Genomic DNA, 19306 nt, shown 5'->3' with positions numbered 1-19306 from the left:
CCGATAGGCCGCAACGCGCCGCCAGATTGTGCTTTGATCAAAACGCCTTGAATGCAACACAGGCAAGCCCGCGAAGACACTTGTCTTGCGGTTTTCCTCCTGCAAAAAGAGCGACATGGACGCTCTGCCCCCCTCCCCCCTCTTTGCGGACCTGCCCCAGTTCGAACCCGGCCATGTCTGGCTCGTCGGCGCCGGTCCAGGCGACCCCGGTCTGATGACGTTGCACGCTGCAAACGCCCTCGCCCAGACCGATCATGTCATCTACGACGCGCTCGTCGATCCGTCCGTGCTGAAATACGCACGCCAGGGCGCCGTTATCGAATATGCGGGCAAACGGGGCGGCAAGCCGTCGGCCAAGCAACGCGATATATCGCTCCATCTCGTTGAGTTGGCGCGCGCAGGCAAGCGCGTCTGCCGTCTGAAAGGCGGCGATCCCTTGATCTTCGGGCGCGGTGGCGAAGAAGCCCTGACGCTGGTTGCCCACAACATCCCCTTCCGCATCGTGCCGGGCGTGACCGCCGGTGTCGGCGGCCTCGCCTATGCGGGCTTTCCTTCAACGCATCGCGACATCAACCACGTCGTGACCTTCCTCACCGGCCATGATCAGACCGGCCTCACTCCCTCCTCGATCGACTGGCAAGCCCTCGCCAAGGCCTCGCCGGTGATCGTCATGTATATGGCGATCAAGCATCTGGCCGGCATTGCCGACGCGCTGATGGCGGCCGGTCGTGGTCCTGACGAATCTGTGGCGATCGTCTCCGAAGCGACAACGTCGCGTCAGCGCGTTCTTGAAACCGTGCTTGGCCGCGCGGCGGAGGATTGCGCTGCGGCAAAGATGGAACCGCCCGCCCTCGTCGTTCTCGGCGAGGTCGTGAAACTGCGCAAAGGCCTGGACTGGCTCGGGGCGCTGCAAGGTCGCAAGCTCGACCCTGACCCTCTCGGAACGGGCCCCGATCTCTACGCCAAGGAGGCCGGTGGCGCCGCATGAAGAGCGGGCCGAAGGCAATGCTCATCGCCGGAGGCTCCAGCCATTCCGGCAAGACAGTCCTGACGGCAGGCCTCATCCGCGCCCTGATCCGCCGCGGGCTCAAGGTCAGAGCCGCCAAATGCGGGCCCGATTACATCGACCCGCGCTTTCTGGAAGCGGCCTCGGGCGCGCCAGCGATCAATCTCGATCCCTTCGCGATGCGGCCGGAACGGCTTCGCGCGCTCGCCGCCCGCCAGGCGGAAGGCGCGGACCTTCTTGTCGTCGAAGGCGTGATGGGGCTTTATGACGGTGGAGCGAACGGTCTCGGTTCGACCGCGAGCCTCGCTGCACACCTCGCACTTCCAACCTTCCTCGTCGTCGCAGCCAATGGCATGTCGCAATCGACGGCGGCCGTGGCGGAGGGCTTCGCGCGCCTTACCGACGGTTTTTCGCTTGCCGGCGCGATCGTCAACCGTGCCGGCTCCGAGCGCCACCAGGGTCTGATCCGGGAAGGCTTTGCACGCGCATCCGTGCCGCTGATCGGAATCGTGCCGCGCGATGAGCGGTTGGCGCTTCCATCACGGCATCTAGGGCTCGTCCAGGCGGAGGAACATCAGACGCTCGATGCCGTCATTGAGGCATCGGCAGCACTGATCGAGAAACATGTCGATCTCGATGCCCTTCTCCGGGCGGCAGCACCGCTCGGCGACAACCACGAGAACGCGGCACCCCTTCCTCCGCTCGCACAGAAGATCGCCATTGCGGACGACGTCGCCTTCCGCTTCGCCTATCCGCATTGGCTCGCCGATTGGCGCGCCGCTGGCGTCGAGATCACGACCTTTTCACCGCTCGCGGACGAGGCGCCGGCCGAAGACGCGGGTGCAATCTTCCTGCCTGGAGGATATCCGGAGCTTTATGCGGGGAAGCTCGCCGCAGCCGCAACCTTCAAGCATTCCATGGGCAGCGCGGCGTCGAAAGGCCGTCTCGTCTATGGCGAGTGCGGGGGATTCATGACACTCGGCGACGCGTTGATCGACGCGGAGGGCGAACGGCACGAGATGCTTGGGCTTTTGCCGCTCGTGACGAGCTTCGCCGCGCGGCGTCTTCATCTCGGCTACCGCCGGCTGACACCGCTTGCCGACAAGCCCTTCGCAGGACCTCTCGGCGGACATGAATTCCACTACGCCAGCATCGTGAGCGAAGGCCCGGCGGAGCGCCTCTTCGACAGCCGGGATGCTGCCGATACGCCGCTTGGCGAGGTTGGCCTCTGCCGCGGCAGCGTATCGGGCTCCTTCCTGCATGTGATCGACCGCGCCGCGTAAGGCGCGGGGCCTCAAGCTTCGCGCGTGGCGGCGCGAAGGATGTGGGAATGCGACGCGTCGTAGAGCGCACTGTCGCGGAATTCGTCCGCATCGAGCGCCCGGCCGATGAAGATGAGCGCCGTGCGGGTGAGCTTCTTCTCGCGCACCTTCTCACGCACATTGGCGAGATCGGTGCGGATGAAATCCTCATCCGGCCAGCCGACGCGATAGGCGACGATGACGGGGCAATCGGCACCGACGACCGGCGTGAGATCACGCTCGATCGCGAGAAGATTGCGCACCGAGAGATGCACCGCCAAAGTTGCACCGGTCTTGGCGAAGGCAACGAGGTTCTCGCCCTCTGGCATCTTCGACGATTGCATGGCGGTCCGCGTAATGACGACCGACTGGCTCACCTCGGGAATGGTGAGCTCCTGGCCGAGAGCGGCCGCAGCGGCCGCAAAGGCGGGAACCCCAGGCGTCACATCATACGCGATGCCGAGCTCTTTCAGCCGCCGGATCTGTTCGGCGATGGCACCGTAAAGCGACGGATCGCCGGAATGAACGCGGGCGACATCCTGGCCCTTGCGGCAAGCCTCTTCCATCACAGCGAGAATCTCGTCGAGCGCCATCGGCGCCGTATCGCGCACGAGCGCATCCTTCGGCGCGGCCGCCACGACCGCTTCCGGAACGAGAGAGCCCGCATAAAGACAGACCGGGCAGCTTTCGATGAGCTTCAGCCCGCGCACGGTGATGAGGTCAGGTGCGCCCGGCCCCGCACCGATGAAATGCACCTTGCCGGTGGGATTGTTGTCGAGACTGGTCACGCTGTCGTCTCCTTTTCGGGGGCCTGAACTTTGCGGTGGTAGTCGCGCGGCGTGAAAAGGAATTCGCGTCCGCCTGCTGTGAAGGTTCGGCTCGTCGACGATCCGACGACGACGAGGCTCATCATGTCGACATCGTCGACGGACAATTCGCCAAGGGTGGTGAAGTGCAAGCGCTCGCCCTCCCGCCCGAGAAGACGGGCAATCACCACCGGCGTCTCCGCCGGACGATGGGCGAGAAAGATCTCGCGGGAATCGGCAAGCTGATGCCGCCGGCGCTGCGACACCGGATTGTAGAAGGCGACGACGAAATCACCCTGAGCCGCTGCCTCGACACGCGAGCGGATGGTCTCCCACGGCGTCAGAAGATCGGACAGCGAGATGAGGCAGAAATCGTGGCCCATCGGCGCACCGAGGCGCGAGGCCGCGGCCTGGAAGGCTGAAATGCCTGGCGCCACGACGAGCTCGACGCGCTTCACTGCGGAAGCGGGATCAGCACCTTCCAAGACCTCGCAAACGAGTGTGGCCATCGCATAGATGCCCGGATCGCCGGAGCAGATGAGAGCGACCGAGCGACCTTCGGCCGCGAGTTCGAGCGCCTTCTGGCAACGGTCGCGCTCTTCGCCGAGCGGCGAATCGATGCGAGTTTTATCGGTGATATGGGCGGCGATCAGGTCGAGATAGTAAGAATAGCCGATGACCGTATCGGCACCAGCGATGAGCGCATCGGCCTGCGGCGTGCGCCATTCCGCATCGCCCGGCCCGATGCCCACCACGGCAAGCTTGCCGCGGGCACGCCCGACGGACGCCGTCTCGATCGGAGCTGGCGCCTCAGCGATGGCACAGGTGGCACGCGCGCTCTTCTTCTTGGCGACGACGAGAAGACCTTCGGGCCCAGCGGCGGCGAGGGCTGCCGCTTCGGCGACCCCATGCGTGCCGACTTCGCGGAAGACCGCCTCCGAAGGATTGTCGAGGCGCGGTGTTTCTTCCTCGAGGCGCGCAGCGGTGAAGAAGCGCGCCGGCACGCCGAGCATCTTGGCGGTTTCCAGGATCGCCGTCTCGTCGGCCTTCAGATCGAGCGAGACGAGGCAGGCGACCGAATGCAGAGAGAGCCCGGCTTCTGAGAGCGTTTCCTGGACGAGGGTCATCACCTCTTCCGTGTCGGCGCCTCGCTCGCAGCCGACCCCGATCGCAAGCGCCTTCGGGTGATAGACGAGCGTCTGCGCGTCACCCTTGCGGTCCTCGGTCGTGGCGACGAGCTTCACGGAGCTGTCGGCTCCGCGCGGCAGTGCACTTTCCTCGATCCACGGCAAATCGCCTTCAAGCTCCACCGTGGCGCCGGCGAGAAACGCCGACATCACATCCTTGGCATCTTCCGGATTGGCGAGAGCAAAACCGTGCGGGGGCTCGTCGAGCGCGATGCCGAAGCGTGTGTCGCCGGCCGTGGTAATCGCCGCGAAGCCGGAAAGCCTCGCCGCAATCTGGCGCGCCAGACCGTTGGCGCCGTGATGGCCGCCGAGAAGCGGCACCACGGTGCGACCGTCCTCAGAAAGCGCGAGAACGGCGGGCTCGCTGCGCTTATCCGAAAGAAGCGGGGAAAGGACGCGAACGAGGATGCCGGCCGCACAAATGCCGATGATCGGCCGGCCAGCCTGGAACAGCATCCGGCAATGCGCTCCGGTATCCTCGAAGACGCAATTGGCGGGAGCCGCGCCGCTTTCAACGGCTTTCTTCAGGGCATGAACGTCGCCCCCGATCGCCTCCCGCAGTCTGTTCGCGGTCACAAGGCCCCGTTCAGTCAAAGCGAGAAAGACTGGGGTCATCGCTCAACCTTCGCAATCAGGATCATTGAGAAATAAGGCGCTTCATCGGCTTCAAGCTCGGCGAGCGGCACGACCTTCTGCTGCGGCAGGCTCGCATGCGAGACATAGACAGCTTCGTCGAGCCGACCCAGGTCGGCGATGAGCTCCTTGAGCTGCGGCAGATGACGGCCGACTTTCAGGATCGCCGCCGCTTCGCTTTCACTGAGGCGCGCCTTGAGGATGGCCGGATCGAGCGTTGCCGGAAAGACGTTGAGCGTGCCCGTGCGCCGTGTCAGGGGCCGGCTCGCCGCGGCCGCAACGGCGGTGAGCGAGGAAACACCCGGCACGATCTCGCAGCCAAAGCGCGGACACAGCCGGTCGTGCAGATACATGAAGGTGCCGTAGAAGAACGGATCGCCTTCGCACAGCACGACCACATCCCGGCCTTCTTCGAGCTCAGCGGCGATCGCCTCCGCGGCGCGGTCATAGGGCTCGCTCGGAACATGTCCGGCGCGCATCGCGATGCGGATGACAATCTCGCGTGTGTCGCCTGCAATGTGCTTTGCCGCGATCGCTCGTGCAAAACTCTCGCCGGGATCGGGGGCGGGATAGGCGATCACCTCGGCGCTTTCGATCATGCGCGCCGCCTTCAAGGTGATGAGCTCCGGATCTCCGGGCCCGACACCAATGCCATAAAGTTTGCCACTCATTCCGGGAGCAGACCTCCGTCATCCATTCTGGTTTCGCCAATGCTCCCCTTAACCCAGGCCCATTGGGTGACAGGCATTGCAGGACGCCAGCCGTGATACGGGCCGATCGCCTCCGCATGCGAGACCGCAAGGCGTGTAAGCTCACCCCCTGAGCTTTGATGCTCGGCGAGAAGGACGGCTTCGCTTTCAAGCGTCACCGCATGCACGACGAGCCGGCCGCCGGGCTTCAAGGCCCGGCGCGCCAATGCAAGTGTTTCCGGCCGCACGCCGCCGCCCACGAAGACGGCATCGGGCGCAGGCCAGTCCGCGAGCGCCTCGGGCGCCTCACCCTCGCGAAGGTCGAGATCCGGCACGCCGAGTTCCAAGGCATTCTTCGCCGCCATGGCCCGCCGCTCCAGCCGCGGCTCGAGCGCAATAGCGCGCGCATGGTGGGCCACACGCATGAATTCGATGGCGACCGATCCGGCACCCGCGCCGATATCCCACAAAAGCGCGCCCGGGAACGGGGCGAGCCGCGCGATCGCGGCCGCACGCACTTCCCGTTTCGTCATCTTGCCATCGTGCGTGAAGGCATCGTCCGGCAACCCACCGGAGCGCGGCAGGAAGCGGGCATCGGGGCCTGCGACGCATTCGACTGCAAGCGTGTGGAAATCGGAGGTCTCCGCCGACCAGTCACGCGCCCGACCTTTGATCCCCGTCTCTTTCGGCCCGCCCATATGGGCAAGCGCCACCATACGGCTATCGCCAAAACCGCGCTCTGTCAGATAGGCGGCGACGGCCGCAGGTGTCGTCCCGTCATGCGAGAGGATCAGGATCTTCGCGCCGGGATAGACGGACAACGCCAGCCGGCCGATCGGCCGGCCATGCAGGGTCACCATCTCGACGCGCTCCAAGGGCCAGGCGAGCCTTGAGGCCGCGAGCGCGAAGGCCGACAGGCCGGGGATGATGAGCATCTCTTCGGGAGGAATGGAGCGGGCAAGCGTCGCGCCGATGCCGAAATGCATCGGATCACCGCTCGCAAGCACGACGACCCGCTGTCCGCGATACTCAGTCAGACGACTCACGAGTTCGCTTAAAGGGCTGGGCCAGGAGAGTTTTTCCCGCTCGTCCTCGGGCAGCATGGCAAGATGGCGTTCGCCGCCGATGAGGATTTCGGCATCGTCGATGAGCCGCTGTGCAGCGGCCGAAAGACCGGCGAGACCGTCCTCACCAATGCCGATGACAAAAAGCCAGGGTTTCATGCCGCCTCCTCACCGATCATGAGCGCGTTGAGCGCCGCGGCCGCCATCGCTGATCCGCCACGCCGCCCCCTGAGAGCCACGAAAGGAAGACCAAGACGGTTGGCGATCAGCGCCTCCTTGGATTCCGCCGCGCCAACGAAGCCGACCGGGAAGCCGATGACGAAGGCCGGGCGCAAAGCGGGGTCTTCGGCAAGTTCCAGAAGATGGAAGAGAGCCGTCGGTGCGTTGCCGATGACGGCGATGGAACCGGACAGCCGGTCGGCGAGAGCCGAAAAACCAGCGGCGGTCCGCGTCGTCTGAAGCTCGCCGGCAAGCCGGGCCGCATTCGGCTGGGCAACGGCTGCCTCGATTGCATTGCCGGCAGAGAGATGCCGCCGCGCAATGCCCGCCGCGACCATGGCGACATCGCAAAGGATCGGCGCGCCAGCCTCAAGAGCCGCACGCCCTGCCGCACCCGCACCGTCCGACCAGGCGAGATCGGCGACAAGATCGGGCATGCCGCCGGAATGCACGACGCGTTTGGCAAGCGGCCGGAGGTCGGCCGGAACCGCAGACAACTCGCATTCCGCTTCGATGATCGCAAAAGAGCGGCGGGTGATTTCGGCGCCGTCGCGCAGATAGTCCATGTTCGGTCAGTGCCGCTTCATTGACCGCGGGCCGAGCGGGTGATCGGCATGCGGATAGGGATGGTGGTGATGGTCATGATCGTGCCCATGTTCATGCCCGTGACCGTGACCGTGATCATGCCCGGAATGTTGATGATCATGATCGTGGGAATGGTCGTGCGGGTGATCATGACCGTGCCCATGGTGATGATGCCCATGGTCGTTGCCATGACCATGCGTGTGCTGTTCGTCCTGACAGCGGCCGTTGCAGCTGCCGTCGTCATTGCACAGATCGCAGGCCGCGCCGACGCCTTCCACATGGTGGTGATGGCTTTCCTGCGGCAGACCGATCTCGGCCTCAAAGCCCAGGATCTGCTCCCGGTACTTGCACATCTGGCAGTTCATCACATTGGCGCCGTTCAGGATCTCGTTGACCCGGTCGGCCATGGTCGCGATCACCTGGGGGTGGTCGTTGAGATAGCTCGCTTTGAGGAATTCGATCTCGGGATGACGCTCGGCCACCGCATCGGTCGCCATGTAGATACGGCTGACGAGGACGCCTGTGAAGAGGAAGTACGGGAAGACGATGATGCGCCGATAGCCGAGCTTCGCTGCATGTTCGAGGCCCGGCTCGACGAGCGGGAAAGTGACGCCCGAATAGGCGGTCTCCGCCCAACCGAAGCCGAAACCTTCCCACAGCATGCGGGTAATCTTGGAGACGTTGGAATTGGCATCTGGATCGGAAGCCCCCCGGCCGACGACGACGAGCAGCGTCTCATGCAGCGGCACGTCGGAGGGTGAAGCGGCGAGCGCCTCTGAAATCCGGTCGGAGGCGGCGCGGATCATGCGCGGATCGATACCGAGATCGCGGCCGTAATCGATCGGAACGCCGCGCTCGGCTTGATAGGTATTGAGGACGGACGGAATGTCATTCTTGGCATGACCGGCGGCAAACAGCATGCCGGGAACGGCGAGGATGCGCGTGCAACCCAGATCCACCAGCTTATCAAGGCCGGTGCGCAAAACCGGTTCGGCGAATTCCAGATAGCCATACTCGACCGGCCATTGCGGGAAGAGCTTGCGCGCTTCAGTTGCAAGACGGGCAAATTCGTCGACCGCCGCCTTATTGCGGCTGCCATGGCCGCAAATCATCAATCCGAGTTTTTCCGACACGCGTTCAATCCTCCGATTTTCGGGTGGCGAGGCGACCGCGCATTGGCGCAAAAGCAGGGAGAGAGCAGGACTGCGTCACGGCGGGCCTTCACAAAAACGAACGGATGACCCCGCCCACAGCGGAGCTGTGGCGCTGGACGGCCTCGGTTTTGGCTCCCGGTAGGGGTCAGCCGCGCCCGAGATCGCTTTCAGCCCTTTGACGGGCAACCATCCCTGAACCGGCTCTAGAGAGCCAAGGAAGGCGCGTCAATCTCGGAAGCCTTTTGGCCACTTGCCAGCTGAAAAGTGGACTGCTCTTTTCGACGGAAATAGCTGAAGATAAAAGTGAAATGCTCAAGCTCTCTGCCAATCTCGGATTCTTATGGACAGACCGGCCGCTAGAGGAGCGAATCGTCGCAGCGAAAAAGTCAGGTTTCGACACGGTTGAATTTCAGTTTCCTTATGACGCACCACGCGAAACGCTGAAACAGGCGCTTCACAAAACCGGCCTGCCGCTTCTCGGCCTCAACACGCGGACTGGCAAAGAGGGCGAGTTCGGGCTCTCTGCGCTCCCTGGGCGCGAGAAGGAAGCCCTGGCCGCGATCGATGAAGCCGTCGACTGGGCCGTCGATCTCGGCGGCACCGCCGTGCATGTGATGGCCGGCATTGCCGACGAAGAGACGCCTGTTCGCCGCTGCAAGGAAGCTTTTGTGAACGCCCTCTCCTATGCCGCAGGTCGGGCGGCGCGGCACGGCCTCACCATCCTGATCGAGCCGATCAATGCGCGCGACGTACCCGGCTACTTCCTGTCATCGAGTGCGGAGGCCGCGCGCATCATCGACATGGTGGCGGCGGACAATTTGAAGCTTCAGTTCGATTGCTATCACGCCCAGATCATGGAGGGCGACCTCGCCCACCGTATCGCGGAGCTGATGCCGAAGATCGGGCATATCCAGATCGCCGGCGTGCCGGGACGCAACGAGCCGGACGAGGGCGAGATCGCCTATTCCTGGCTTTTGCCGGAGATCGAACGCCTCGGCTATCAAGGCGCGATCGGTGCCGAATACCGCCCCCGCGCGACGGTGGAGGCGGGCCTTTCCTGGATGAAGACTTACCGCGACAACGTCCGGTAGCGCTCCACGAGCCCGGCGGTGGAAGAATCGAGACCGTCCGTTCCCGCCCCGTCACGGATGACCGGCAGGAGGTTGGAGGCAAGCGCCTTGCCGAGCTCCACACCCCATTGGTCGAAGGAATTGATGTCCCAGATCGCGCCCATGACGAAGACCCGGTGCTCGTAAAGCGCAATCAGCATGCCGAGCGTGTGCGGATCGAGGCGCTTGTAGATGAGCGTGTTCGACGGCCGGTTGCCCGGAAACACCTTGTGCGGCGCCAGCCGGTCGATCTCCGACGGCGCCATCTTCTGGGAGGAAAGCTCCGCACGCACCTCTTCCTCGGTGCGGCCGAAAGCGAGTGCCTGCGCCTGCGCCAGGCAATTGGCGAGAAGCTTGGCGTGGTGGTCGCCCATCGCCTCGTTGGGCTCGGCCGCAATCAGGAAATCGACAGGCACGACCTCAGTGCCCTGGTGGATGAGCTGGAAGAAGGCGTGCTGGCCGTTGGTGCCGGGCTCGCCCCAGACAACCGGCCCGGTCTGGTAATCGACCGCCTTGCCTCCGCGCGTCACCCGCTTGCCGTTCGATTCCATATCGAGCTGCTGCAGATGCGCCGCAAAGCGGCTGAGCCGCTGGTCATAGGGGATGATCGCCTGGGTCGGATAGGCGCAGACATTGCGGTGGTAGATGCCGATGAGCCCCATGATGACCGGCAAGTTCTCGGCGAGCGGCGCGGTGCGAAAGTGCTCGTCCATCTGCCGCGCGCCGGCGAGGAAGCGCTTGAAGTTCTTGAAGCCGATCGAAATCGCCAGTGGCAGACCGATCGCCGACCAGACCGAATAGCGTCCCCCAACCCAGTCCCAGAAGCCGAAGACGCGCTCTTCGTCGATGCCAAATTCGCCGACCTTTTTGAGATTGGTGGAAAGGGCCGCGAAATGCGCCGAAACCGCATCTTCGCCGAGCCGCTCCACGATCCAATTGCGCGCCGAAGCGGCATTGGTCATCGTCTCGAGCGTCGTAAAAGTCTTCGACGCGATCAGAAAGAGCGTGCGCTCTGGATCGAGCTCGGCGAGCGTGTCGTGGATATGCGCGCCGTCGACATTGGAGACGAAATGCACCCGCGGCCCGCCATCGCGGAAAGGCGTCAGTGCCGCAACCGCCATCGCCGGCCCGAGATCGGAACCGCCGATGCCGATATTGACGACATCGGTGAAGGCCTTGCCGTTCGCACCCGTGATCTTGCCCGAGCGCACGCCTTCGGCGAATTCGCCCACACGCTCCAGAACGTCATGCACGCCGAGCATGACATCGACGCCATTCACCTCGACAGCGGCCGATTCCGGCGCCCGCAAGGCGGTGTGCAGTACGGCCCGCTTTTCGGTGACATTGATCGCCTCGCCGGTGAACATGGCATGCCGCAGTCCCTCCACGTCCGCCGCCTGGGCAAGGGTGACCAGAAGATCGAAGGTCTCTGCGGTGATGCGGTTCTTGGAATAATCGAACGTGAGATCACCAAGGCTCGTCGAAAAGCGCTCAAACCGACCCGGATCCTCCTGGAAAAGCTCGCGCAGATGGCGCGCGGCAAGGCTGCTTTCATGCACCTTCAGGGCTTCGAGCGCTGTCCGGGCGGCAGGCTTCATCGTGTCATTCCTCCGTGGGGATTTTCAAAAGCAGCGAGAATTTACGCCTTGCGCAGATTGACGGCCTCTCGGGCGAGACCTTCGATCTTCGCCCAATCGCCGGCAGCGATCGCCTCTTTCGGTGCAAGCCAGGAGCCACCCACGCAGGCGACATTGGGAAGCGCGAGATAATCGCCGGCATTGGTCGGATTGATGCCGCCCGTCGGGCAGAAGCGGATTTCGCCGAGTGGCGAGACGAGGGATTTGAGATAGGCGGCACCGCCGGCTGCCTCGGCCGGGAAGAATTTCTGGTGATGGTAGCCCGCTTCCACCAGCGCCATAGCCTCCGACGGCGTCGCAGACCCCGGCAGGCCCGGCAGCACGCAATGGCGCGCGGCTTCCAGAAGCTGCGGGCTCATGCCGGGCGACACCCAGAAGCGCGCGCCGGAACGTTCCGCACGCTCTAGCTGGTCGGGAGCGAGAACGGTGCCGACGCCAACAGCAACCTCTTCGACCTCCTCCACGATACGCCGCACGGCCTCGAAGGCAGCCTCGGTGCGGAGCGTGATTTCGATCGTAGAAATGCCGCCGGCGTGAAGGGCGCGCGCCAGCGGCACGGCGACCTCCGCATCATCCAGAATAAGGACGGGAACGACGGGCTGTGCGCCAAGAAGGGTCTCGAGTTCTTCGGTCTTGTGATGCATCGTCTCTGGTCTTCTTTCCTGAATTCTCTGAGCCCCCCGCGGGCGCGCCGCCCACAATCTCCGCCTATCTAGGACTTCCTCCGAGAAGGCGAGCGCGACCTGTGCGCACGCCCCCGTCTCCTACACGTTCAGGCCGCCGCGGTGAGCGCGGCAGGGCGGATGACTCCCGCCCCCTCTTCGGCGGGGCCAGCCATGCTGCGGAAGGCGGCGAAGAGCTCCCGCCCCATGCCGAACTGGTTGCCGGAGAGGTCGCCCGTCTCGACCTCACGCGCCGCCCATTCCGCCTCGTCGACGAGGGCCGAAAGCGTGCCCGCCGTCGCATCGACGCGCACGACATCACCGGTTCTGAGCTTTGCGATCGGGCCGCCTGAAACCGCCTCCGGCGTGACATGGATCGCGGCGGGCACCTTGCCGGACGCCCCCGACATGCGGCCGTCTGTGACAAGCGCCACCTTGAAGCCGCGATCCTGCAGCACGCCGAGCTGCGGCGTGAGCTTGTGCAGCTCGGGCATGCCGTTCGCCTTCGGTCCCTGAAAGCGCACGACGGCGACGAAATCTCGGTCGAGCTCGCCGGCCTTGAAGGCCGCGAGGAGATCCTCCTGCGAATGGAACACGATCGCCGGCGCCTCGACGACATGCCGCTCCGGCTTCACGGCCGAGACCTTGATCACGGCACGACCGAGATTGCCGGTGAGAAGCTTGAGACCGCCCGTCGCCTGGAAGGGATTGGCAGCGGAACGCAGGACGTTCTCGTCGTGGCTTGTCTCCGGCGCGTCGCGCCAGGTCGCCTCGCCATCGGCATCGAGCATCGCCTCGCGGCGATATTGCGCAAGGCCGCCGCCGGCGACCGTGCGCACATCTTCGTGCAGGAAGCCCTCATCGAGCAGCGTGCCGATCAAATAGCCCGTGCCGCCGGCCGCGTGGAAATGGTTCACGTCGGCAAGACCGTTCGGATAGATGCGCGTGACGAGCGGCACGACTTCCGACAGGGCTGCGAAATCTTCCCAGTTGATGAGGATCCCGGCCGCCTGGGCCATCGCCACAAGATGCAGCGTGTGATTGGTCGAGCCGCCGGTCGCGTGCAGGCCGATGATGCCGTTGACGATCGCCTTCTCGTCGATGATCTCGCCGACAGGCGTATATTCGTTGCCAAGCGCGGTGATGGCGAGCGCCCGCTTTGCCGCCGCACGGGTGAGTGCATCCCGCAGGGGCGTGTTCGGATTGACGAAGGAGGCGCCGGGCAGGTGCAGGCCCATGATCTCCATCAGCATCTGATTGGAATTGGCCGTGCCGTAGAAGGTGCAGGTGCCGGGCCCGTGATAGGATTTCGATTCCGACTCCAGGAGCTCCGCACGCCCGATCTTGCCTTCGGCATAAAGCTGGCGGATGCGCGCCTTCTCATCGTTGGGCAGACCCGACGGCATCGGACCCGCGGGCACGAAGACGGCCGGCAGATGCCCGAAGGAAAGCGCCGCGATCACGAGACCCGGCACGATCTTGTCGCAAATGCCGAGGAAGACAGCGGCATCGAACATATTGTGCGACAGCGCGATACCGGCAGCCATGGCGATGACGTCGCGCGAGAAGAGGGACAGATCCATCCCCGTCTGGCCCTGAGTGACGCCGTCGCACATCGCCGGCACGCCGCCCGCGACCTGCGCCACACCGCCAGCCTCATGCGCCGCCTTGCGGATCACGTCGGGAAACCGCTCGTAAGGCTGATGCGCCGACAGCATGTCGTTGTAGGCCGTGACGATCGCGAGATTGGGTGTCGTCTCGCCGGCAAGTGCCGCCTTGTCGGACGCGGCACAGGCGGCGAAGCCATGGGCGAGGTTGCCGCATGACAGCGTCTGGCGGCGCGGACCGGCGTCGCGCGCCTTATGGATGCGATCGAGATAGGCCTGACGCGTGGGGGCCGAGCGCGCCGCGACCCGTTCCGTCACGGCTGCGATTTCGGAGCGAACTGACATTAGAACTCCTTCGCCTTACGGCGCATAGAAGATTTCGGTGGGGACCCGGTCCTGTCTCAAGATAGCGCGGATCGGCATCTCTTCGATGTCGCCCTCAAGGCGCGCTTTGTCGAGGACGGCGCGCTTCTCCTCGCCCTCGATATGCAGGATCAAGGTCTTGACGCTGAGAAGCCGAGGCAGAGTGAAGGTGATGCGCGGCTCTCCGGCTGCCTCTGCACGCATCGGCAGGAGCGGCAGCTCCTGTGCCGGATCGATGGCAGCGGCAAGATTGTCCCCGCCCGGAAACCAGGAAGCGGTATGGCCGTCGGATCCCATGCCCATGACGACCACGTCGAAGGTTTCCGGCAGCGCCTCGGTCGCCAGCGTCGCCGCGCCGACCCCGTCCTCCGGTGTATCCGCGCCGGTATAGAGGGGAATGAAACGGGCGGCCTTTGCCGGGCCCTTGGCAAAATGCTCGGCCACAAGCCGTGCATTGGAACGCTCGTGCTCAACCGGCACCCAGCGTTCATCGACCAGCGTGACGATGACCTTCGCCCAATCGAGCGGACGCTGCGACAGGACCTCGAAGAACAGCTTCGGCGTCGAGCCGCCGGAGAGTGCCAGGCTTGCGACACCGTTTTTGGCAATGCTTGCGGAAAGGGTACGCTCGGCGAGGTCGGCAAGGCTTTCGGCAAGCGCATCCCGGTCTTCGAAATTGTGCCAGTTATGCGCCATCAATGCGTGTCCTCGTGCCAGGTGCGGCCGTCGCGCTCGATGAGGGCGATGGCAGCCGACGGCCCCCAGGTGCCCGCGGTGTAGGGCACAGGCTGACTGCCATCCTCGTCCCAGGCATCATGAATCGGGTCCGTCCAGGCCCAGGCCGCCTCCACCTCGTCGCGGCGCATAAAGAGCGTCTGGTTGCCGCGAATGACGTCCAGGAGCAGCCGCTCATAGGCATCGGGGTAGCGTTCCTGAAAAGATTCCGCGAAGCTCATATCGAGCGGCACATAATTGAGCCGCATGCCGCCCGGGCCCGGATCCTTGATCATGATCCACTGCTTCACGCCTTCATCCGGCTGCAGGCGCAAGACGAGCCGGTTTTGCGAAATGACGCCGGAATCCTTGGGAAAGATGGAGTGCGGGATCGCCCGGAAGGTGATGACGATCTCCGAGACCCGGTCTGCGAGCCGCTTGCCGGTTCTCAGATAGAAAGGCACACCCGCCCATCGCCAGTTGGCGACCTCCACCTTCAATGCCGCAAAGGTTTCCGTCCGGCTGCGGCTTTTGCCGATCTCCTCCGCATAGGAGGGAACCGCGCCGCCTTCCGCGGCACCGGCGCGATACTGGCCGCGCACCGTCAGGCGGTCGAAGTTCGACGCATCGATCGGCTTCAACGCCCGCAGGACTTTCAGCTTCTCGTCGCGGAGCGAATTGGCGTCGAAGGAATCGGGCGGCTCCATCGCAACCAGACACAGAAGCTGGATCATATGGTTCTGCACCATGTCGCGCAGCGCGCCGGAGGTGTCGTAATAATCGCCGCGCGAGCCGACCCCGATCGATTCCGCCACCGTGATCTGCACATGATCGATATGGGCGGAGTTCCAAAGAGGCTCAAAAAGCGTGTTGGCGAAACGCAGAGCCATCAGGTTCTGCACCGTCTCCTTGCCGAGATAATGATCGATGCGGAAGACTTGGCTCTCGTGGAAGGCCTGGGCGACGGCGTCGTTGACCTTGACTGCGGAGGCGAGATCGCGCCCGACCGGTTTCTCGATGACGACCCGCGAATTGGGCGTCACGAGCCCGTGCTGAGCGAAACGCTGACACAGATCGTCGAAGAGGTTAGGAGCAACGGCCAGATAGAAGGCGCGCACGCGTTCCTTGTCGCGATCGAGCTCATCGCGCAGCGCATCCCAACCGTCATCCGACAGGGCATCGAGCGAGCGGTAGGAGAGCATGCCGAGAAAGGCATCGAGCGTCTCGCGCGAACGTTCCCCTGCCGGCACGAATTCCGTCAGTGCCTCTTCCGTCATGGCACGATAATCATCATCGCTCATCTTGCGGCGAGAAGCGGCGATGATCCGTCCTTCAGCGGGAATCTGGCCATCGCGCATGCGGTGATAAAGGGCCGGAAGGAGTTTGCGACGGGCGAGATCGCCCGTTCCTCCGAAGACGATATAATCGAAGGGCTCGACCGGGATGACGCGGTAGGTCATGAAGACAGCCTGCAGAGAAGAAAGAAGCGACAACTTGTCCCAGCGTTCCGCCACATTCCCCAGTCCCGGTCAAGGGAGCCCCTCGGATGCGGGCGTGAGAAATGGCACGAACTCCGGATCTCCTGGTGCACGTATCGCGGCCGAGAGCGTGAGCAAGACCTTCGCCGACGGTCTCCACACGCTGGAGGCTGTGTCGCTCGAGGTCGCGCCCGGAGAATTCATCGCGCTTCTCGGCCCATCCGGCTGCGGCAAGACCACGTTTCTGCGGGTTGCGGCAGGCCTGGAGCCCTTGAGCGACGGGCGGCTCACCGTGAAAAGCGCCGCGCCCGATCGGCCTGCCGAGATCGGTTACGTCTTTCAGACGCCCACCTTGATGCCCTGGGCGAGCGTCCTTGCAAATGTCCGCCTGCCGCTAACCTTGCGCAAGAAGCCGCGAAAATCAGCCGATGCGGAGGCGAAAGCCGCGCTGGAGAATGTCGGCCTCGCCGATTTTGCCGGGGCATTGCCGCGCCAGCTCTCAGGCGGCATGGCGATGCGCGCATCGCTCGCAAGAGCACTGGTGACGAGGCCGGATCTTCTGCTTCTCGACGAACCGTTTGCGGCGCTTGACGAGATGACCCGCTTCCGCCTCGGCGACGAGCTCATGGAGCTCCAAGCAACGCAGAAATTCACGGTCCTCTTCGTCACGCATTCCTTGTACGAGGCGGCGTTCCTGGCCGATCGCGTCGTCGTCTTCTCGCCGCGCCCGGGCCGCATCATCGGTGAAGTGAGGAACGGCGCAGCGCGCCCACGCCGCCCGGATTACCGCACCAGCCAGCCGTTTCAGGAGCTGGTCGAAGAGCTCCGTCGGCTCCTCTCCGGCGACGCGGAGCTTTCATCTTCGCCGCAGAACATGTCGTAGATGACGTCGATGAGCCTCCGGGCCCGCCCGGAGGCGAGGCTGTAGAAGATCGTCTTTCCCTCGCGGCGCGTCGCCACCAGCCCTTCTAGGCGCAGACGCGCAAGCTGCTGCGACACCGTCGGCTGACGCAGCGCCAGGAGTGTTTCCAGCTCCGTGACCGATTTTTCGCCGTCGGCCAAATGACACAGGATCATCAGACGGCTCTCATGCGACAGCGCCTTCAGGAAGGCGCTCGCCGCAGCAGCCTTTTCGGCAAGGCTTGGCAGTTCAGGCTCGTCGGTCTCTGTCAGCGTTCTTGCAAGAGGCATTGGGGTCCTAGCCAGCTCTCGTCAGCGATGAGGTCGCGCGCTATGGTCGCTTCGCCCGCGACATCGAGGCGCGGTACCATAACGTTCTCTTGAATCTCTTTTTATCGCCATCAGAGCCATATGTAGAGGAACTTCAAACTTTGCCCAAGCGCTGAATGCGCCGGGCGCAACCTTCGCATTCCAGAGGACAGACCGTGCTCGACATCACCTGGGTCGGCGCCTTTATCGGCGGCCTCTTATCTTTCGTCTCGCCTTGCGTTCTTCCGATCGTTCCGGCCTCGCTGTGCTTTATCGCCGGGGTGTCTCTTGATGAGCTTTCAGGTCAGGGGGACGTTCCTTCCGGGCTGACGCGCAAGGTCTTCACCGCCGCCCTCGCCTTCGTGCTGGGATTCACGACGGTCTTCGTGCTGTTGGGCATGACGGCCTCCGGCATAGGCCGGCTGCTGGCGGAATATAAGGACTGGCTGGCGATCGTTGCAGGCGTCGTCATTATCGGCTTCGGCCTGCATTTCCTGGGGCTTTTGCGCTTCGGATTCCTCTATCGCGAGGCACGCTTCCAGGTGCGGGAGAAGCCGCCGGGGCTCTTCGGCGCATATCTGATCGGTCTCGCTTTCGCCTTTGGCTGGACCCCCTGCGTCGGCCCGGCTCTTGGGACCATCCTCGCGCTCGCAGGGCGCGAGGGTTCCGCCCCTGAAGGTGCGCTTCTTCTCTTCATCTACGGCATGGGAATGGGCTTGCCGTTTTTGATTGCGGCTCTCTTCGCCGGCCCCTTCCTGCGCTGGGCCTCCGGCTTCCGCCGCCACATGGCGACGGTGGAAAAGGCAATGGGCGGCCTTCTCGTTCTGACCGGCATTCTTTTCCTGACCGGCGACATGGCGAGCCTGTCCTACTGGCTCCTGGAGACTTTCCCCTCCCTGCAAACGATCGGCTGAGGTTGCCCCAGGCTCCGGGCGGCCGCCGGCGTCAGGCTGCCTCTCGCGGAATGAGCGCGCCGCGCACCATGATGACCCGGCGCGCCAGCGCCTGTCCCCGTGCCACGGCAGCCTCGGGCTCGGCATCTTGCAGACGGGCGGCGAGATAGGCCGCATTGAAGCTGTCGCCCGCCGCCGTCGTATCGACGGGCACAACCTTTTCACCGATCGGAACCTCGCTCTCGGCACCACCATGGCGCACGAGGACGCCCGCATCGCCGCGCTTCAAGACGATTTCCTCGGCCCCGAAATCCTGCAGGGCCGCCATGACATCTCCATCAGAGTCGAGCTCCCACAACAGTTTTTCATCGTCGCAGGACGGCAGAAGCAGCGTGGCAAGCGGCAGGAAGCGGCGGAAGACAGAGCGAGCCCGCTCGGTATCACCCGCCCACAAGGCCGGGCGATAATTGCCGTCGAAGGCGATTTTCGTGCCCGCCTGCCGCGCACGTCTCAGCGCGGCTTCGAAGCGCTCGAGCCCCGCGTCGGAGTAGATGCCGAGCGTAATCCCGGAGAAATAGATCCATTCCGCCGACTCCATCGCGGCCTCGATCCGCACGCTTTCCTCAAGTTCGAAGAGCTCGCGTGCCGGAGCGTTCTGCCGCCAATAGAAGAACCGCCGCTCGCCAGCCGAATCAGTTTCGATCGCATAAAGGCCCGGCAACCGGCTCGGCACACGCAGGACGGCATCCGTGGAAAGGCCCTCGACTTGAGCGAGTGACACGATCGCACCGCTGAACGGATCATCCCCACCAAGGGCCGTGGCATAGCCCGTTTTTACCCCCTCGCGTGCGAGATAAACGGCCGTATTGAAGGTATCGCCGCCATATTGGATGGCGTAGGAACCCAAGCTAGTTTTGAATAGCTCGATCATGCATTCGCCGATCGACAGCACCCGCACACCCATTTCGATCCTCTCCTCCTCTCCGGCGC

The 19306-nt window shown here is 64.2% G+C and carries 18 protein-coding genes; 5 read left to right on the top strand and 13 right to left on the bottom strand.

The genetic code is table 11. The features are described 5' to 3' along the window. Positions 1-115: 115 nt before the first annotated feature. Together cobA and J2R99_RS06935 are read left to right on the top strand one after the other, a co-directional pair. The gene (gene cobA / locus J2R99_RS06940; RefSeq protein ID WP_307153712.1) at positions 116-988 is read left to right on the top strand and encodes a uroporphyrinogen-III C-methyltransferase; all 873 of its coding nucleotides are present in this window, start codon (positions 116-118) and stop codon (positions 986-988) included. Further along, a complete protein-coding gene (locus tag J2R99_RS06935; RefSeq protein WP_307153711.1) occupies positions 985-2289 on the top strand; it encodes a cobyrinic acid a,c-diamide synthase CobB in 1305 nt (434 codons plus the stop codon). The genes cobA and J2R99_RS06935 overlap by 4 nt, the downstream gene beginning before the upstream one ends. Positions 2290-2300: 11 nt before the next feature. Here the strand turns inward: J2R99_RS06935 and cobM are convergent, their stop codons facing one another. Genes cobM through J2R99_RS06905 form a run of 6 tightly spaced genes read right to left on the bottom strand, consistent with a single transcriptional unit; the run spans position 2301 to position 8602 of the window. Then, complete coding sequence (cobM, locus tag J2R99_RS06930; protein ID WP_307153710.1) at positions 2301-3095, bottom strand: precorrin-4 C(11)-methyltransferase; 795 nt, start codon at positions 3093-3095, stop codon at positions 2301-2303. After that, the gene (gene cobJ, locus J2R99_RS06925; RefSeq protein ID WP_307153709.1) at positions 3092-4915 is read right to left on the bottom strand and encodes a precorrin-3B C(17)-methyltransferase; all 1824 of its coding nucleotides are present in this window, start codon (positions 4913-4915) and stop codon (positions 3092-3094) included. The genes cobM and cobJ overlap by 4 nt, the downstream gene beginning before the upstream one ends. Next, the gene (gene cobI, locus J2R99_RS06920) at positions 4912-5604 is read right to left on the bottom strand and encodes a precorrin-2 C(20)-methyltransferase (protein WP_307153708.1); all 693 of its coding nucleotides are present in this window, start codon (positions 5602-5604) and stop codon (positions 4912-4914) included. The genes cobJ and cobI overlap by 4 nt, the downstream gene beginning before the upstream one ends. Further along, positions 5601-6845 (bottom strand): precorrin-6y C5,15-methyltransferase (decarboxylating) subunit CbiE, encoded by a 1245-nt coding sequence (gene cbiE, locus J2R99_RS06915; protein ID WP_307153707.1) that lies wholly within the window; start codon positions 6843-6845, stop codon positions 5601-5603. Before cbiE ends, cobI begins: the two co-directional genes overlap by 4 nt. Next, positions 6842-7471, bottom strand: a complete 630-nt coding sequence (locus tag J2R99_RS06910) for a precorrin-8X methylmutase (protein WP_307153706.1) — start codon at positions 7469-7471, stop codon at positions 6842-6844. Before J2R99_RS06910 ends, cbiE begins: the two co-directional genes overlap by 4 nt. A gap of 6 nt (positions 7472-7477) precedes the next feature. Next, a complete protein-coding gene (locus J2R99_RS06905) occupies positions 7478-8602 on the bottom strand; it encodes a sirohydrochlorin chelatase (protein ID WP_307154171.1) in 1125 nt (374 codons plus the stop codon). A gap of 350 nt (positions 8603-8952) precedes the next feature. Here J2R99_RS06905 and J2R99_RS06900 point away from each other — a divergent pair, with 350 nt between their 5' ends. Next, positions 8953-9735 (top strand): hydroxypyruvate isomerase family protein, encoded by a 783-nt coding sequence (locus J2R99_RS06900; protein WP_307153705.1) that lies wholly within the window; start codon positions 8953-8955, stop codon positions 9733-9735. Here J2R99_RS06900 and pgi read toward each other — a convergent pair. The 5 genes from pgi to zwf all read right to left on the bottom strand — a co-directional run bounded on the left by pgi (position 9714) and on the right by zwf (position 16196). Continuing rightward, on the bottom strand, positions 9714-11351 hold the full coding sequence (gene pgi, locus J2R99_RS06895; protein WP_307153704.1) for a glucose-6-phosphate isomerase: 1638 nt from the start codon (positions 11349-11351) through the stop codon (positions 9714-9716). The genes J2R99_RS06900 and pgi overlap by 22 nt on opposite strands. A 41-nt stretch (positions 11352-11392) precedes the next feature. Then, positions 11393-12034, bottom strand: coding sequence for a bifunctional 4-hydroxy-2-oxoglutarate aldolase/2-dehydro-3-deoxy-phosphogluconate aldolase (eda, locus tag J2R99_RS06890; protein ID WP_307153703.1), 642 nt, complete (start codon positions 12032-12034; stop codon positions 11393-11395). A 128-nt stretch (positions 12035-12162) separates the two neighbouring features. After that, the gene (gene edd / locus J2R99_RS06885; RefSeq protein WP_307153702.1) at positions 12163-14004 is read right to left on the bottom strand and encodes a phosphogluconate dehydratase; all 1842 of its coding nucleotides are present in this window, start codon (positions 14002-14004) and stop codon (positions 12163-12165) included. Positions 14005-14019: 15 nt separating this feature from the next. Next, a complete protein-coding gene (gene pgl / locus J2R99_RS06880; protein ID WP_307153701.1) occupies positions 14020-14718 on the bottom strand; it encodes a 6-phosphogluconolactonase in 699 nt (232 codons plus the stop codon). Beyond that, positions 14718-16196, bottom strand: a complete 1479-nt coding sequence (gene zwf, locus J2R99_RS06875) for a glucose-6-phosphate dehydrogenase (RefSeq protein WP_307153700.1) — start codon at positions 16194-16196, stop codon at positions 14718-14720. The genes pgl and zwf overlap by 1 nt, the downstream gene beginning before the upstream one ends. Before the next feature lie 148 nt (positions 16197-16344). Between zwf and J2R99_RS06870 the strand changes: the two genes are divergently transcribed. Further along, the gene (locus J2R99_RS06870; protein WP_307153699.1) at positions 16345-17097 is read left to right on the top strand and encodes an ABC transporter ATP-binding protein; all 753 of its coding nucleotides are present in this window, start codon (positions 16345-16347) and stop codon (positions 17095-17097) included. Here the strand turns inward: J2R99_RS06870 and J2R99_RS06865 are convergent. After that, positions 17019-17405 (bottom strand): metalloregulator ArsR/SmtB family transcription factor, encoded by a 387-nt coding sequence (locus J2R99_RS06865; RefSeq protein ID WP_307153698.1) that lies wholly within the window; start codon positions 17403-17405, stop codon positions 17019-17021. The two genes, J2R99_RS06870 and J2R99_RS06865, sit on opposite strands and share 79 nt — an antisense overlap. 194 nt (positions 17406-17599) lie before the next feature. Between J2R99_RS06865 and J2R99_RS06860 the strand changes: the two genes are divergently transcribed. Continuing rightward, positions 17600-18337, top strand: coding sequence for a cytochrome c biogenesis CcdA family protein (locus tag J2R99_RS06860; RefSeq protein WP_234630112.1), 738 nt, complete (start codon positions 17600-17602; stop codon positions 18335-18337). Between the two features lie 31 nt (positions 18338-18368). On the opposite strand, the gene J2R99_RS06855 is transcribed toward J2R99_RS06860, so the two are convergent. After that, on the bottom strand, positions 18369-19280 hold the full coding sequence (locus J2R99_RS06855; RefSeq protein ID WP_307153697.1) for a sugar kinase: 912 nt from the start codon (positions 19278-19280) through the stop codon (positions 18369-18371). Positions 19281-19306: the final 26 nt, after the last annotated feature.

Source organism: Rhodopseudomonas julia (assembly GCF_030813515.1).
In the GTDB taxonomy this organism is placed as follows: Bacteria; Pseudomonadota; Alphaproteobacteria; order Rhizobiales; family Afifellaceae; genus Afifella; species Afifella julia.
The sequence above is the reverse complement of the archived record's forward strand: the minus strand, read 5'-3'. Positions and strand labels throughout refer to the sequence as shown.

Coding starts and splice junctions, on each gene's coding strand:
- cobA (WP_307153712.1), top strand. CDS start 116: ATGGACGCTCTGCCCCCCTCCCCCCTCTTTGCGGACCTGCCCCAGTTC.
- J2R99_RS06935 (WP_307153711.1), top strand. CDS start 985: ATGAAGAGCGGGCCGAAGGCAATGCTCATCGCCGGAGGCTCCAGCCAT.
- cobJ (WP_307153709.1), bottom strand. CDS start 4,915: ATGACCCCAGTCTTTCTCGCTTTGACTGAACGGGGCCTTGTGACCGCG.
- cobI (WP_307153708.1), bottom strand. CDS start 5,604: ATGAGTGGCAAACTTTATGGCATTGGTGTCGGGCCCGGAGATCCGGAG.
- cbiE (WP_307153707.1), bottom strand. CDS start 6,845: ATGAAACCCTGGCTTTTTGTCATCGGCATTGGTGAGGACGGTCTCGCC.
- J2R99_RS06910 (WP_307153706.1), bottom strand. CDS start 7,471: ATGGACTATCTGCGCGACGGCGCCGAAATCACCCGCCGCTCTTTTGCG.
- J2R99_RS06905 (WP_307154171.1), bottom strand. CDS start 8,602: ATGATTTGCGGCCATGGCAGCCGCAATAAGGCGGCGGTCGACGAATTT.
- J2R99_RS06900 (WP_307153705.1), top strand. CDS start 8,953: ATGCTCAAGCTCTCTGCCAATCTCGGATTCTTATGGACAGACCGGCCG.
- pgi (WP_307153704.1), bottom strand. CDS start 11,351: ATGAAGCCTGCCGCCCGGACAGCGCTCGAAGCCCTGAAGGTGCATGAA.
- eda (WP_307153703.1), bottom strand. CDS start 12,034: ATGCATCACAAGACCGAAGAACTCGAGACCCTTCTTGGCGCACAGCCC.
- edd (WP_307153702.1), bottom strand. CDS start 14,004: ATGTCAGTTCGCTCCGAAATCGCAGCCGTGACGGAACGGGTCGCGGCG.
- pgl (WP_307153701.1), bottom strand. CDS start 14,718: ATGGCGCATAACTGGCACAATTTCGAAGACCGGGATGCGCTTGCCGAA.
- zwf (WP_307153700.1), bottom strand. CDS start 16,196: ATGACCTACCGCGTCATCCCGGTCGAGCCCTTCGATTATATCGTCTTC.
- J2R99_RS06865 (WP_307153698.1), bottom strand. CDS start 17,405: ATGCCTCTTGCAAGAACGCTGACAGAGACCGACGAGCCTGAACTGCCA.
- J2R99_RS06855 (WP_307153697.1), bottom strand. CDS start 19,280: ATGGGTGTGCGGGTGCTGTCGATCGGCGAATGCATGATCGAGCTATTC.